Origin of the sequence: Pseudomonas sp. ADAK18, assembly GCF_012935695.1 — a bacterium.
GTDB lineage: Bacteria > Pseudomonadota > Gammaproteobacteria > Pseudomonadales > Pseudomonadaceae > Aquipseudomonas.
Window position 1 is genome coordinate 2,571,202 of record NZ_CP052859.1, and the last position, 14,441, is coordinate 2,585,642.

Genomic DNA, 14,441 nt, shown 5'->3' on the forward strand with positions numbered 1-14,441 from the left:
AACTGGCGCTTCTGGCGCTGTCCACTTTCTGGCATCCTGCGCCTCCTTTTTCCTACCCGAGCCCGTATTTTGTCTGACGCTCAAGCCCCTCGCCCCCGCTATAAATCCGACCTGATCTACGGCCTGGAAGATCGCCCGCATTTCACTGCGGCGATTTTTGCCGCACTGCAGCATGTGCTGGCCAGTTTTGTCGGCATCATCACCCCAACCTTGATTGTCGGCGGAGTGCTTGGCCTGGAAAGCGAAGTGCCGTATCTGGTGAGCATGGCGCTGTTCGTCTCCGGGCTGGGCACCTTTGTTCAGGCGCGACGCTTTGGCCCGATAGGTTCGGGGCTGTTGTGCCTGCAAGGCACCAGTTTTTCGTTTATCAGCGTGATCCTCAGCGCCGGCTTCATGGTCAAGGCCCGGGGCGGCGGCACCGATGAAATTCTCTCGACGATTTTCGGCATCTGCTTCTTTGCGGCCTTTATTGAAGTGGTGCTCAGCCAGTTTATTGGCAAGTTGCGCATGCTGATTACGCCGGTGGTCACCGGCACCATCATTACCCTGATGGGCCTGTCGCTGATCAAGGTGGCGGTCACCGACATGGCGGGCGGCTACGGTGCTGGCGACCTGGGTGCGGCCAGTAATATGGGGCTCGCAGCGCTGGTGTTGCTGACCATCGTGGCGCTCAATCGCTTCAACAACCCGTTCCTGCGCCTGGGCTCAATCGTGATCGGCCTGACCCTGGGCTTCGTGGTTGCCTGGTGGCTGGGCCGCGTGGACCTTGCGGCGTTGCCTCAAGTACCGCTGATCAGCGTACCGGTGCCGTTCAAGTACGGATTTTCTTTCGACTGGGTGGCGTTTATCCCGGTAGCCGTGATCTTCCTGATTTCCCCGTTGGAAGCTGCCGGCGATCTGACTGCCAACTCGATGATTTCCCAGCAGCCGGTCAAAGGCCCGCTGTACATCAAGCGCATCAAATCCGGGCTGTTGGCTGACGGCCTCAACTCGGTGATGGCTGCCACCTTCAACAGCTTGCCGATGGTGACATTCGCCCAGAACAACGGAGTGATCCAGTTGACCGGCGTGGCCAGCCGTTATGTGGCGTACTTCATTGCCGGGCTGTTGGTGTTGCTCGGGTTGTTCCCGGTGATTGGCGCAGTGTTGCAGTTGATGCCCAAGCCTGTGTTGGGCGGCGCCACGCTGATCATGTTCGGTACCGTGGCGGTGGCCGGGATCAAGATCCTCGCCGAAGCCGGCCTGCATCGGCGCAACGTACTGATCGTGGCCATTTCCCTTGGGATGGGCCTGGGTGTCGCGGCGGTACCTGAAGTGCTGCGTGATCTGCCCAAGGCGCTGCACAACATCTTCGAGTCACCGATCACCGTCGGTGCGTTCTGCGCTATCGTGCTGAACATTTTCCTGCCGGAAGAGTTCATAGAACTGGAAGAAGATGAATTTGATCCGGAAGCGGCCACCCTCAAGGTGATGCAAGACCCGGACGTCACGAAATAGGAATCCTTATGCGCAGACTCGCTGGCCTGACCCTTTCACTGCTGTTGCTCACCCTGAGCGCCTGCGCCCTGTTCCCCAATCGTGACCCGGTGAACATCAACGTGGTGGGCATCGAGCCGCTGCAAAGCCAGGACCTGGAAGCGCGTTTCGCCGTGAAGCTGCGAGTGCAGAACCCCAATGAAACAGCGATTGACTACAACGGCGTGGCCCTGGACCTGGAGGTCAATGGCCGGCCACTGGCGTCGGGGGTCAGCGATCAGCAGGGATCCATCCCGCGGTTTTCCGAGACCGTTCTGATGGTGCCCGTGAGTGTTTCCGCGTTTTCTGTGCTGCGCCAGACTCTGGGCCTGAGCCAGACCCAGAGTCTGGACAACTTGCCCTACGTCTTGCGCGGAAAACTGGCGGGCGGATTGTTCGGGACCATGCGCTTTGTGGACCGAGGCACCCTGGACCTGCCGAACGCCGCCGCTACTTGGTAGCTATGTAAGCATGGAGAACTCTGCACCATGGACGCACCACCGACGCTTTACACCAAACACCTGATTCTACGCCCGCTGACCCTCGACGATGCCGAGGGTATTCAGCAGCAGTTCCCTCACTGGGAAGTGGTGCGTTACCTCAATGCCTTCGTGCCTTGGCCCTACCCCGCCGATGGTGCCCGTACCTATCTGGAAAAAATCGCCTTGCCGGCCATTGCCCGTGGTGAGGAATGGCACTGGTCGATCCGCCTGAAAAGTGCGCCAGAGCAACTGATCGGCAACATCAGCCTGATGGACGACGTCGACAACAATCGTGGGTTCTGGCTGGGGCCACAGTGGCAAGGCCAGGGGTTGATGGCCGAGGCCAGTGCGGCGGTGACCGACTATTGGTTCGAGGTACTTGAACGGCCTGTGATGCGAGTACCCAAGGCAGCGCCGAACACGGCTTCCCGCCGGATTTCCGAACGCACGGGAATGCGCCTGATCAGAAGTGACGAAGGCCAGTTTGTCGAAGGCAATTTCCCACGTGATATCTGGGAAATCACCCGCGAGGAATGGCTGCTCAATCGCGGATAAATCGCACGCCCGGCTTGGCCCGTTCATCCACGGTCAGCTCAAACACATCCGGCCGGGCGTAGTGGCCAACCACGTCGTAGTCATACCGTGCCCGCACCAGGTCATCGGTATCAATTTGCGCCGTGAGCAACCCCGCCCCACCGAGCAAAGGCCCGGCCAGAATGTCACCCATTGGCCCGACAATCACACTGCCACCGGCAATCAGCGGGCGCTCGGCGGGCCAGTTGGCAACCTCGACACCCAAGGCCTCAGGTGATGCCTGAACCTGGCAAGCACTGACCACAAAGCAGCGCCCTTCATGGGCGATATGGCGCATGCTGACCTGCCACATTTCCCGCTCATCTACTGTTGGCGCGCACCATACCTCCACACCCTTGGCATACATCGCCGTGCGCAACAGCGGCATCATGTTTTCCCAGCAAACAGCGCCGCCAATGCGTCCCACGGCCGTGTCGATCACCGGCAAGGTCGAGCCATCACCCTTGCCCCAGATCAGCCGTTCAGTGCCCGTGGGCATCAGCTTGCGATGCTTGGCCACCAAACCGCCCAGGGGTTCGAAATACAGCACCGTGCAGTACAACGTGCTGCCACTGCGTTCGATCACACCCAGTACCAGGCTGGCACCGGTGCGCGCCGACAGGCCAGCCAGCGCATCAGTTTCGCTGCCCGGTACGTCGATGGCGTTGGCAAAGTAGCGGGCAAACGCTTCGCGACCTTCCGGCAAGCGGTAACCCAATTGCGTGCCAAACCCTTCACCCTTGGGATAGCCACCCAGCAAGGCCTCAGGCATCACCACTAATTGCGCACCACTGCGCGTGATGGCGTCTTCGTAGGAAAGGATCTGCTCCAGGGTTTCACCCTTGCCGCCGGGCAACGAACCGATTTGCAGGGCAGCCACAGTAGAGAGGGGCATCGGGATCACTCCGAATCAATGGGGGTTGCCCATTCTCCGGCCAGCACCGATCATGAATAAAGCCCGCCTCGCTGCTAAATGATATGAGCCAAATGAATATCGCCCAGGTCGATCTCAACCTGCTCAAAGCCTTCGAAGCCCTGCACGATGAATCCAGCGCCAGCCGTGCGGCACTGCGTTTGGGCGTCACGCAATCAGCCGTCAGCGCGGCCTTGCGGCGTTTGCGCGAGCTGTATGGCGATCAGTTGTTTGTGCGCACCGGCCGAGGCCTGGCGCCCACCTTGCGGGCCAATCAATTGAAACCGGTGATCAGCGAAGCGCTGGATCGTTGCCGGCAAAGCCTGGCGATGGTCGATCCCCACGGCAGTCATTATCAGGGGCGTTCGGTAGCGTTGGGTTTATCCGACGATTTCGAGATTGCCTATGGCCGACGCCTGATCGAAGAAATCGCCCGGCGTGCGCCGAAGCTGCGGGTGATCTTCCGCCAGACCCATAGCCAGATCGTCGCCAATGCCCTGCTCGACCGCACCCTGGACCTGGCGATCACTGCGGGTGGCTTCGCTGAGCGGCGACTGAGCCGGCAAGTGCTGGGGGAAGGTGATTATCAGTGCCTGGTGGACCCCAGCAGTGTGGAGCCCGGTCAGCAGAGCATCAGCCTTGACGAGTTCGTCGAGCGTGAGCATGTGCTGGTGTCGTCTGGCGGGTTTATCGGGATCACCGATGAAGGGTTGGCCGCGCTGGGTTTGAGTCGCCAGGTCTGCGCCTCGACCACACATTTTGCGGCCTTGCCATTCCTGCTCAAGGGCAGTCAAGCGGTGGCGACCATTCCCGGGCACGCGGCCCAGGCCATCGCCCACATGACCGGTTTGAGGGTATTACCGTGCCCACTGACGTTGCCGCGTTATCCAGTGGAACTGGGCTGGCGCACCCAGGCCCAGTTGGACCCGGTGCTGCTGAAAGTGCGGGAGGCGGTGGTCGCCTGTTTTACTTGGCCGCCATCAGTCGATTGACTTCACTGCGCACCATGTTGGCAAATTCCGGCGGCGACATGCTGTCCAGCTCCGAACGCACCCACTCGGCCCACTTGCCCTTGCGCTTGGCGCGCTCGCCAAACAAGCGTGCACCTTCGCCCTTGGCTTTGCCCAGGTTGCTTTGCCACAGGTCATACAGACGGGACTTTTCATCTTCAAGCGCGGCGCGCTCGGCTAGGGGCTTGTTGGCCAGATTGAAGCTCATGTGGAGTTACCTGCTGCGCAAATAGGCGACATCTTACACTGTAGGTGGAAATGTCTGAGTTCGGATTTATCATCAGGAAGGCAGCGACGTGAAAAAAAAAGCAACTTTTGCCGCGCTCCCCGACTCCATTGTTCATCGCCAAATACACATCAAGGAGTTATCCAATGGCCCGTAAAACCGCCACTCAAGCCGCGCAAGCTGTCGAAGATCAAATCAAGGATCAAGCTTTCAGCGAACTCCAGGCGCTGATCGAGGAATCGGACAAGCTGCTCAAGAGCAGTGCCAGCCTGGTAGGTGAAGAAGGTGAAACCCTGCGTGAGCAGGTGGCGATCAAACTCAAGCAAGCCCTGGACTCTGTGTCCAACGTGCGTGAGCGCAGCAAGCCGGTGGTGGATGCCACCGAGACTTACATCGGTGGCCACCCATGGCAAACCGTGGCCATCTCCGCAGGTTTCGGCCTGGTGGTTGGCCTGTTACTGGGGCGTCGCAACTGAAATGAGGGAGAGGGGCTTGCCCCTCTCCACCATTAACTCTGCGCCAATACCCGCAACCGACTCAACTCATCACTATCGATAGAAATCCCCTCCACCACAGCCTTCGCCCGTGAACGATGGCGGCGGTCCCCAGGCAAGCGCTTAAGCCCCGCCGCATGCATCTGCCGCACCAACTCCTGGCTGCGTTCGGCAAAGTTCTGCCCGGCGGTTTTGCTCGGGTCGATCACGATCAGCAACTGGCCTGTCCAGGGCGTCTTGGCGCCAGGGTGGTTGGACCAGTCAAACTCGAAAGAAAAATGACCTCCGGTCAACGCCGCCGCCAACAACTCGACCATCATCGACAACGCCGACCCCTTGTGCCCACCAAACGGCAGCAACGCACCGCCTTCGAGGATTGCCTTGGGGTCCTGGGTGGGTTGCCCGAGGCTGTCGACGCCGGTTCCCGGTGGTACGCGTTCGCCCTTGCGCGCAGCAATCTGCACGTCGCCATGGGCAATGGCACTGGTGGCAAGGTCAAAGACAATCGGCGGTCCATCGGCCCGTGGCGCCGCAAAGGCGATAGGGTTGGTGCCGAACAGCGGTCGGTCAGCACCATGGGGCACCACGCAGGTCATGCTGTTGACCATGCTGAGGGCCACCAGCCCTTCTTCGGCGAATGGCTCGACATCGGGCCACAGCGCAGCAAAGTGGTGGGAGTTACGGATAGCCAACACGGCGATCCCGGCGCTGCGGGCTTTTTCAACCAGTAACGGACGCGCAGCGGCCAATGCCGGCTGGGCAAAGCCATTGCCGGCGTCGACCCGGACAAACCCCGAGGCGACATCCTCGACCACCGGCACCGCAGCACCATTGACCCAACCACTGTTCAGGGTTGAGACGTAGCCCGGAATGCGAAACACCCCATGGCTATGAGCACCATCGCGTTCGGCGCGGGCGCAATTGTCGGCCAGCACGCCAGCGACCTCAGGTGAGGTGCCATGGCGGATGAAGATTTGCTTGAGCAAGGCGACCAGTTCAGTGAAGGCAATCGTCTGCGACGCATTCACCGCAGTAACGGGTGTGGCTGACATCTGAAGCTCCAGTGTAATTATTGGAGGGGGCTACAGCCTGCTGGGTTCAGCCTCATGATTAAACAACGCGGAGCGAGTGGCCTGTCAACTACCTGTTCTTCTGATGAGAGGCCTGCCCGCGCCTAGGGCAGGCAGGTGAGGCATGTGCTGACGGAATCAGTCCTTCTGGTCCCGTAGCACGTTGCCGGAAGTGCCGTCGATGCGGAACTCGTAGACCACGCCGTCAGACTTACGCCCTTCCCCTTCCCAATAGCCGTCGTTATCCGCCTCGATCTTGTAGATCTCGACGTACCCGGCCTTGGTCTTGGCAGTCTCGATGGCTTTTTCGATGGTGATCCAGCCGGCACCCGGGCGATCAGCCAGGGCAGCGCCCGCGCTGAGCAAGGTAGTGGCGGCAATCATGGCAGCTAAGGTTTTCTTCAGCATTTTCATACTCCATTTAAACAAAGACAGACACTGTTCCTGTGTTTTAGGGCGCGGTGTTTAAGAAATAGTTCCAATTGATGGGCAATTGCCATGACTGCTGTTCTCGTCACGGGGCCGTGAAGGTTAGAATGTAGGAAATCAGGATGAATCAATGACCGAACAGTCCCTTTCAGAAGCCGAATATGACGCTATCACCGATGCGGCCGCGCACTGGTGCATGCGTCTGCACGCCTCTGATTGCACGACTGCCGAACGTCAGGCATTTACGCAATGGCACGACGCCCATCCACTGCATGCCTTCGAGTACGCGGCGATGCTGGAAATCTGGGATGTCGCCGATCACTTGCCGCGCATTGAAACCACGCCAACTCCGGTCGTTGTGCCATTCAAGCCACGTAGCCGGGTACGCACCTATGCGGTCGCCGCAGCTGTCTGCCTGGTTGCCTTGCCCCTGGCCGCTTTCACCGGCTGGGAAGCCGGTTGGTTGCCCAGTTCCTATCAGCACATTGAAGCCGAGGGCGGCCTGCGCCAGGTCACACTGAGCGATGGCAGCCAGGTGGAATTGAACCTGGGCACCGAGCTTATCTACAGCAACTACAAAGACGAACGCCGTGTGACCCTGCGCAAGGGCGAAGCCTTTTTCAAGGTCAGCCATGACGCCGGACACCCGTTCGTGGTCCGGGCTGGTGAAGGGCGTATCCGTGTGACGGGCACCCAATTCAACGTCTGGAAATACGAAGACCAAGTACGGGTCATGTTGCTGGAAGGCTCGGTGCAGATCGCCAGTGACGAGGCCCACAGCGGAGCGCGGCTGTCACCCGGCATGCAGGCCAGTTATAACCGCGGCGACACCAGCCCCAAGGTCAAGCCGATTGACCCCGACGACACCGCCCTCGCCTGGCGCGATGGAAAACTGATTCTCGACAACCTGGCCCTGGCCGATGCCCTGCCGCTGATCAACCGCTACCTGAATACACCGGTGATGCTGGCCGACGCCAATACGGGTGCCATTCGTATCGGCGGGATCTACAACCTCAACGAAGTCAGCAACCTCGTCCCCTCCTTGCCCAAAGTCCTGCCGGTCTATCTGACCCTGAACCAGGACGGCAATCCCGTGCTCAATTCGATACCGCAAAAAACGCCCAAGGGCTGATCGCCAATATTTTGCGCCGGGCCCCGTGCGCTTTGAAGTGTCCACTTTTGAAACACCCATCTCGTCTGAATCAACGGCCCGCTGCGGCATCACCGGATTGTCATCCAGAGTGCTTCATTTCTGAGACAGGCATAGGCATATACGGCTGACGGGATCATGGCCAGCGCGCTGTTTCAGGCTTGATACACATCATTTGCCTCCCTCCCTCTCGTATCGTTCAACCAACTGAATACAAAAGAAAAATTAAAAGCGGCACAGCTTCTGCTCTGTTCCTGATAACGCTGTTTAGGGTCAGCGTTACAAAACAAGGAATGCTGCCGTGATCACCTTCACTCCAGGCTCGATGAGCCTCCTGCTGATCAGTTGTGTACTCATCAGTACCGCTGCGTTCGCCGCCGGTGATGGGATCATCGTGATCCAGCGCACGGTACAAGGTCACATGGCCGGCCGCTCCCCTGGCATTGACCCCAACCCAACCACCGTCAACGCCAATCCTTCCGTACAAGTGCTACGCGCTACCAGTGGCGAACTCAGCGATAACGATATCGCCGGAGTCGCCAGCGGTTCCGGCATCACCCGCGCCATCCTGCCTAACGGCAACCTTCCCGGCTTGAACACAACCCAGGCCGCCAGCACCTCCGGCCTTGGTGGTTCAGCCATTGGGCACAGCGGCGGCGGGTCAAGCATGGCCGGGCAAATCAACGGTTCAATTCAACGCGGTATGACGCCCCTTAACAACATCAGCAACATGATGGGAGGCCAGTGATGAATCGCTCCTGGCTGATCTTCGCGCTGCTGGGCTGCTCATCGGTCATGGCTGGCAGCGACAACAAAGCGCAGATCGATAACTCAGGCCAACAGTATGGCGGCGTCGCCTCGGTCAACCAGGCCGCCGGCAACCAGCAACAACAGATCAACAGCCGATCCATTACGGTCGGTGGCCAATCCAGTGGCGCTCTCACCCAGAAACTCGACAGCAAGGCCGATCCTTCCCTGAATGCCAAGGCGGCGATCCAGGGTTCTTCTTTCAGCAATGGCAACGGAGTACTGGGCGTCAACCAGTCGGCCGGGGCCAACAACCAATCGATCAATGCCGTGCGGATCAGCATCAATGCAGGTCCCCAAAGCATCGACGACAGCGTCCTGTCACAGCAAAACGTGACGCTGTCACCAAACTCAGGGCCCACCTCCACCACTGGCAGCCGCCAGGTCGTTACCAGCGACCAGGCCTTCACCGGCAGCCGAGGAGTGGTACAGGTGAACCAGAGTGCCGGGGTGGGGAACCGAGTGGCTAACACCCTGAACCTGCAGCTCAATTGATACCCGAGCTGTTCGCTGGACCGTACCAACACTTAACCCACAATTAGAAGCAAGGAGATACACCATGAAACCCACAATGGCTCTTAAACCTCTGGTTTTTGCTCTGGCTGCGCTCATGGCTGTTGCTGCACAAGCCGGCGGCGGCGGTGGCTGGCACCCTCAACCTCAGCCAAGCGGAACCGTGGCTGCGGTAGTGACCGACACACAAGTGAATAAGGACAACAAATTCACCGACGAAAAAACCGAAAACAACGCCTCTGCCAACGGATCACTGAACGGCAGCAATGGCAACCTGGGCGCCAACGTGGCCTCAGGCTCCGGTAACCAGCAAGACAACGCGGCGGCCATTGCCAGCAGCGCCGGAGATGCCTTGACGGTCTTCGCCCTGGTCGATGTGTATCAGGAAAGCAAAGACAACAAATTCAATAACGAAGGGACTCGCAACAACGCCTCCCTCAACGGCTCGCTCAATGGTAGCTCCGGCAATGCCGGCGCTAACGTGGCAGCCGGTACCGGCAACCAACAGAAAAACAACCTGGCAATCGTGACCTCCGACGGCAAGTCGCTGGCCGCTGTGTCGAATACCGATCAACAAGCTCTGGCCAACGTCTACACCAACCAACCTGCTGGCCACGGCGGCTATGGCAGCGCGCAAGTCGTCACCAACAACGCCAGCCTGAACGGTTCGGGTAACGGCTCCTCGGGCAACCTGGGTGTCAACATCGCCGCAGGTGCCGGCAACCAGCAAAGCAACACCCTGTCTCTGGGCAGCGGTTGCACCCAGTGTGCAGCAAACGTTCGCTTCTGATCCAACGGGGCCTTGGCAACAAGGCCCTTTCTTATTCCAGTGTCCAACAGGTCATTCGATCATGCGGATCATCGCCCTCACCCTCTTGTTGCTGTTCGCCGGTCCTACCTTGGCGGCGCAAATGGCGATTGCCATGCCAGGTGGCTCGGTGATCTACAAGAAGGTCGAGAGCATCCGCGAACGGCGCTTCGCCAACCTGGTGGAACAGAAAACCGATTTCAGCTGCGGTGCCGCAGCACTGGCGACCATCTTGCGCCAGGCCTATTGGATGGACGTGGATGAAGACCACGTCATCAAAGGCATGCTGGTCAATGCCGATCAGGACCTGGTGCGCACCCAGGGCTTTTCCATGCTGGACATGAAGCGTTACCTCGAAAGCATCGGCATGCGCGCCCGAGGTTACCGGATCGGGCCTGACACCTTGATCACCGTGAAGATCCCGGTGGTGGTGCTGCTGGAAATCCGCGGCTACAAACACTTCGTGGTGATGCAGCGGGCCGACAAGGATTGGGTCTATATCGGCGATCCGGTGCTGGGCCATAAGCGTTATTCGAAGGACGATTTCGTCAAAGGCTGGAATGGCATTGTGTTTGCGATATTGGGTGAAGGCTACGACAAGGCCAACGTCCTGCTCGCTCCGCCCACGCCCTTGACCGCGAAAAACAAGCTGAACGAGTTCAGTCCGGTCCGTGATTCAGAGCTGATGGACTTCGGTTTTATCCAGAGCGACTTCTTCTAGGAAGCGCAATAAGGGGCAGGACGCTCCAGGAGCACACCATGAACACTTACCGTTGGCTGACGGTCATGTGCCTGGCAGCCGCGATGCCTGCTTATGCTTCAACGGTGTTCAAGCCGATTGAAATGAAGGATTCGGAACTGGCCCAGTTACGCGGTCGCTACGTCATGCCCGGACGGATCATCAGCTTCGGCATTGTCATGAGCAGTACCTGGACCAATGCGGCAGGCGACAGCATTACCGGTAAGGCGAGCATGCAGATCGACTCCTCCACCATCACCCCACAATTTTATGTACAGACCACCGGCAGCTCGGGCAAAGGCCCGACGCCGAATACGGGCACCGGCACCGTGGTCGGTGGCACAGGCCTGGGCAGCGGCCAGGGTGTGACTCAAAGCGTACGCGCGGCCGGCGATGGCAATACGGCTTACAACAATGTCGGCATCAAGGTAAGCGATAACGGCCTGGCACCCGCCAACATCGTGCAATCCGGACAGACGCTGGTGGCCGGCGGCACCATCACTGGCGATAGTGGCGCGGGCCGGGTCAGCGTTTCCGCCACCAATGGCGGCCTGCAAATGGCCATTCAGGCCAACCATAACCAAGGCAACAGCGTGCAGCAGATCGGCGGCGGAAACGTCCTGCAGGGCACGGTTTTGCAAGGCAACAGCAATTTCGTCAACAACATGACCCAGCTCAATGTGGTCATGGGAAACAACGGCCTCGGCAACACGGCACTCAATTGCAATCTGGACCAACTCAAGAACCTACGCTCAATGGGTTATTGAACTACGCTGAGCCTCGACACCCACGCACTAGAAAAGGACGGCTTTCATGCCTCGATCGTTATCGCTACGTGCGGTGGTCTGTTTAAGTACACTCCTGCCCGCGAGTTTGTTATATGCCGCGCCGGACGCCGATATCGAAGCCCTCAAGCAGCAACTGATGGAGCTTAAACAACGTTACGAGGTACAGCAGAAAGCCCTGGCGGTCCTTGAACAGCGCGTACGCCAAGTCGAAGATCAGCCGGCGGCACCAACGCCCAAACGCTTGGCCAAATCCCCTGCAGATTTCCAGAAAGGCGGATCTACCGTGGCCGCCAACACTTCCGGTGGTGCCGCCGGAGGCAGTTCCTACGGGCAATCCCTCAAGGACGACTCGGCCCCCGCTCAAAGCGTGAGCAATCTGTACAACGAGGCCAGCGGTTTCTTCGGCAACGGCAAGTTCAGCTTTGAAACCGGCGTCACCTATGCCCGCTACGATGCCCGTCAGTTGACCCTCAATGGCTTTCTGGCGCTGGACTCGATCTTCCTCGGCAATATCAACCTGGACCGAATCAAGTCTGATAGTTGGACTGTGGACCTGACCGGGCGCTACAACCTCGATAATCGCTGGCAGTTCGATGTGAACGTGCCCGTGGTGTATCGCGAATCGACCTACCAGTCCGGTGGCGCCAATGGCGGCAGCGGTACGGCGACCTCTGAAGAGTCGGTCAGCCGCAACCCGACCATTGGCGACGTCAACTTTGGCGTGGCCTACAAGTTCCTCGACGAATCAGCCAGCCTCCCGGACGCGGTCGTTTCGTTGCGGCTCAAGGCGCCCACCGGTGAAGATCCGTTCGGTATCAAGCTGGTGCAATCACCCAACAACACCAACCTGTATGTGCCGGAGAACCTGCCCACCGGTAACGGCGTCTGGTCGATCACTCCCGGCATCTCGCTGGTCAAGACCTTTGACCCTGCGGTGTTGTTCGGCTCACTTTCCTACACCCATAACCTTGAAGAGTCCTTTGGTGACATCAGCTCCACGGTCAACCAAAAGGTCCCCGGCAAAGTGCGGTTGGGTGACAGCTTCCAGATCGGCGCTGGCGTGGCCTTTGCCTTGAACGAAAAGATGAGTATGTCGTTCTCGGTCTCCGACCTGGTGCAACGCAAGAGCAAACTCAAGCCTGACGGCGGCGACTGGCAGTCGGTGGTATCCAGCGATGCCAACGCCGGCTATTTCAACGTCGGCATGACCATCGCCGCGAGCGACAACCTGACCATCGTGCCTAACCTGGCCATCGGGATCACGCCGGATGCGCCGTCCTTCAGCTTCAGCCTGAAGTTCCCTTACTACTTCTAAGCCCAAACAAAAGGAAAAGCCCCGTAACGATAAGGGTCGTTACGGGGCTTTTTTACCCACCCTAGCGGATCTGGTGTTTGTGCAACAACCGGTAGAACGTCGGCCGGGACACCCCCAGCACACGGGCCGCGACACTCAGGTTGTCGCTATGCCGGTTGAGCACGTCACACAGCGCCTGGCGTTCGGCGCGGTGCTTGTAATCTTCCAGGGTTGCCATTGGCAAGGCGATGGACTGGTGGCTTTGCAGCCCCAGATCCATGGCTTCGATCTGCCGCCCTTCGGCCAGGACCAGACCACGGCGTACCCGATTGGCCAATTCCCGCACATTGCCTGGCCATGCATGTTTACCCATGGCCACCAGCGCGTCCTCGCTGAAACTGCGGGGACGGCGGCCGGTTTCGCGGCTGTAGAAATGGGAAAAATGACTGGCCAGCATGCCTACGTCACCGTGGCGCTCACGCAGGGGCGCGGTCATCACCTGCAGGACATTGAGCCGGTAATACAAATCTTCGCGAAAGGTGCCCTTCTCAATCGCAGCTTCCAGATCGACGTGGGTCGCTGCCAATACCCGTACATCCACCGGAATCGGCTGGCTGCCCCCCACCCGCTCGATGTGCTTTTCCTGGAGAAACCGTAGCAGGTTGGCTTGCAACTCCATGGGCAAGTCGCCGATTTCATCGAGAAACAAGGTGCCGCCATGGGCGGCCTCGATCCTCCCGACCTTGCGCTGGTGCGCGCCAGTGAACGCGCCCTTTTCATGCCCAAACAGTTCGGATTGGATCAGGTGCTCGGGAATCGCCCCGCAGTTGATAGCCACGAAGGGCTTGGCATGGCGCTGGGATTGCCGATGCAAGGTTCTGGCGACCAGCTCCTTGCCAGTACCGCTGTCGCCCCGAATCAATACCGGCGATTCGGTGGGCGCCAGTTTAGCCAGCAGTTTGCGCAGTTCGCGGATCGGCCGGCTGTCCCCCAACAGCTCATGCTCCTGCTGCTCAACCTGGGTATTACCCTGCCCCCGTAGCCGTGCCATGCCAAACGCGCGGCCCAAGGTCACCTGAACTCGGGACACGTCGAACGGTAACGTGTGGAAATCGAAGAACCACTCGCAGACAAAGTCTCCGACGTTTTGCAGGCGCAACATCTCCGGACTCAGTACCGCAATCCATTCGGTACCGCTGCGACTGATCAATTCCTTGACTGCTTCGGGTCGATCCAGATGAAACGGTTGTAGGCGCAATAGCCCTACATCACAGGACCGATCCCCTACGGCTTCCAAGGTGCAACTGTCCACATCCCACCCCACTGTGCGTAAACCGGGCAGTAACCGGTGGCAATCATCGCAGGGATCGACCACAAGCAGGCTACGCAGGGTAGGTGTAACGACCATGACTATTCCTTGGCGTCAAAATCATTAAAGTTATTTAGAAACAGTAGTTTGTGAATGCTGTCGGTAACCCTAGCAAGATCTTGACGCCGGCTTGTATCGTTTGGCTATAAAGCTGTCAAAAAAACGATTTTTTTGTGAGACGGAAAGCCAGTCCCGTCTTTCACCAAACTTTCAAAGGCGCGCCTTACATGACCCTAATCACGGAAAGTTGAAAATTGTTGT

At 59.0% G+C, this 14,441-nt stretch carries 17 protein-coding genes; 12 read left to right on the top strand and 5 right to left on the bottom strand.

Annotated elements, in window-relative coordinates; all coding sequences use genetic code 11:
• Positions 1 to 69: 69 nt before the first annotated feature.
• The 3 genes from HKK55_RS11400 to HKK55_RS11410 are packed head-to-tail and all read left to right on the top strand — an operon-like array spanning position 70 to position 2,552.
• Positions 70 to 1,497 carry a nucleobase:cation symporter-2 family protein gene (locus HKK55_RS11400; RefSeq protein WP_169354771.1) on the top strand — a complete coding sequence of 476 codons (1,428 nt, stop codon included), beginning with the start codon at positions 70 to 72 and terminating at the stop codon, positions 1,495 to 1,497.
• A gap of 8 nt (positions 1,498 to 1,505) precedes the next feature.
• Entirely contained in the window at positions 1,506 to 1,976 is a 471-nt protein-coding gene (locus tag HKK55_RS11405) for an LEA type 2 family protein (protein ID WP_169354772.1), read from the top strand.
• 27 nt (positions 1,977 to 2,003) lie between these two features.
• Positions 2,004 to 2,552 (top strand): GNAT family N-acetyltransferase, encoded by a 549-nt coding sequence (locus HKK55_RS11410; protein WP_169354773.1) that lies wholly within the window; start codon positions 2,004 to 2,006, stop codon positions 2,550 to 2,552.
• Here HKK55_RS11410 and HKK55_RS11415 read toward each other — a convergent pair.
• A complete protein-coding gene (locus HKK55_RS11415; protein WP_169354774.1) occupies positions 2,539 to 3,465 on the bottom strand; it encodes a carbon-nitrogen hydrolase family protein in 927 nt (308 codons plus the stop codon). The two genes, HKK55_RS11410 and HKK55_RS11415, sit on opposite strands and share 14 nt — an antisense overlap.
• Before the next feature lie 83 nt (positions 3,466 to 3,548).
• On the opposite strand from HKK55_RS11415, the gene HKK55_RS11420 reads away from it, so the two are divergent.
• On the top strand, positions 3,549 to 4,475 hold the full coding sequence (locus HKK55_RS11420; protein ID WP_169354775.1) for a LysR family transcriptional regulator: 927 nt from the start codon (positions 3,549 to 3,551) through the stop codon (positions 4,473 to 4,475).
• Here the strand turns inward: HKK55_RS11420 and HKK55_RS11425 are convergent.
• Positions 4,450 to 4,701: a hypothetical protein gene (locus tag HKK55_RS11425; RefSeq protein WP_155583833.1), complete on the bottom strand. Its 252-nt coding sequence runs from the start codon at positions 4,699 to 4,701 to the stop codon at positions 4,450 to 4,452. The two genes, HKK55_RS11420 and HKK55_RS11425, sit on opposite strands and share 26 nt — an antisense overlap.
• Positions 4,702 to 4,865: 164 nt before the next feature.
• On the opposite strand from HKK55_RS11425, the gene HKK55_RS11430 reads away from it, so the two are divergent.
• Positions 4,866 to 5,195, top strand: a complete 330-nt coding sequence (locus HKK55_RS11430; protein WP_169354776.1) for a YqjD family protein — start codon at positions 4,866 to 4,868, stop codon at positions 5,193 to 5,195.
• A gap of 32 nt (positions 5,196 to 5,227) precedes the next feature.
• Here the strand turns inward: HKK55_RS11430 and HKK55_RS11435 are convergent, their stop codons facing one another.
• Together HKK55_RS11435 and HKK55_RS11440 are read right to left on the bottom strand one after the other, a co-directional pair.
• The gene (locus tag HKK55_RS11435) at positions 5,228 to 6,265 is read right to left on the bottom strand and encodes an Ldh family oxidoreductase (RefSeq protein WP_169354777.1); all 1,038 of its coding nucleotides are present in this window, start codon (positions 6,263 to 6,265) and stop codon (positions 5,228 to 5,230) included.
• A 156-nt stretch (positions 6,266 to 6,421) separates the two neighbouring features.
• Positions 6,422 to 6,691, bottom strand: a complete 270-nt coding sequence (locus tag HKK55_RS11440; protein WP_169354778.1) for a PepSY domain-containing protein — start codon at positions 6,689 to 6,691, stop codon at positions 6,422 to 6,424.
• A 151-nt stretch (positions 6,692 to 6,842) separates the two neighbouring features.
• On the opposite strand from HKK55_RS11440, the gene HKK55_RS11445 reads away from it, so the two are divergent.
• From HKK55_RS11445 to HKK55_RS11475, 7 genes are all read left to right on the top strand, one after another.
• Positions 6,843 to 7,844 carry a FecR family protein gene (locus tag HKK55_RS11445; protein ID WP_169354779.1) on the top strand — a complete coding sequence of 334 codons (1,002 nt, stop codon included), beginning with the start codon at positions 6,843 to 6,845 and terminating at the stop codon, positions 7,842 to 7,844.
• 319 nt (positions 7,845 to 8,163) lie between these two features.
• Positions 8,164 to 8,610 carry a hypothetical protein gene (locus HKK55_RS11450; protein ID WP_169354780.1) on the top strand — a complete coding sequence of 149 codons (447 nt, stop codon included), beginning with the start codon at positions 8,164 to 8,166 and terminating at the stop codon, positions 8,608 to 8,610.
• Positions 8,610 to 9,164 carry an adhesin gene (locus tag HKK55_RS11455; protein ID WP_169354781.1) on the top strand — a complete coding sequence of 185 codons (555 nt, stop codon included), beginning with the start codon at positions 8,610 to 8,612 and terminating at the stop codon, positions 9,162 to 9,164. The genes HKK55_RS11450 and HKK55_RS11455 overlap by 1 nt, the downstream gene beginning before the upstream one ends.
• A 64-nt stretch (positions 9,165 to 9,228) precedes the next feature.
• Positions 9,229 to 9,972 carry a hypothetical protein gene (locus tag HKK55_RS11460; protein ID WP_169354782.1) on the top strand — a complete coding sequence of 248 codons (744 nt, stop codon included), beginning with the start codon at positions 9,229 to 9,231 and terminating at the stop codon, positions 9,970 to 9,972.
• Between the two features lie 61 nt (positions 9,973 to 10,033).
• Positions 10,034 to 10,711, top strand: coding sequence for a C39 family peptidase (locus HKK55_RS11465; protein WP_169354783.1), 678 nt, complete (start codon positions 10,034 to 10,036; stop codon positions 10,709 to 10,711).
• A 38-nt stretch (positions 10,712 to 10,749) separates the two neighbouring features.
• Positions 10,750 to 11,496, top strand: coding sequence for a hypothetical protein (locus HKK55_RS11470; protein ID WP_169354784.1), 747 nt, complete (start codon positions 10,750 to 10,752; stop codon positions 11,494 to 11,496).
• 46 nt (positions 11,497 to 11,542) lie between these two features.
• A complete protein-coding gene (locus HKK55_RS11475) occupies positions 11,543 to 12,832 on the top strand; it encodes a hypothetical protein (RefSeq protein WP_169354785.1) in 1,290 nt (429 codons plus the stop codon).
• A gap of 61 nt (positions 12,833 to 12,893) precedes the next feature.
• Here the strand turns inward: HKK55_RS11475 and HKK55_RS11480 are convergent, their stop codons facing one another.
• A complete protein-coding gene (locus tag HKK55_RS11480) occupies positions 12,894 to 14,219 on the bottom strand; it encodes a sigma-54 dependent transcriptional regulator (RefSeq protein WP_169354786.1) in 1,326 nt (441 codons plus the stop codon).
• Positions 14,220 to 14,441 lie beyond the last annotated feature (222 nt).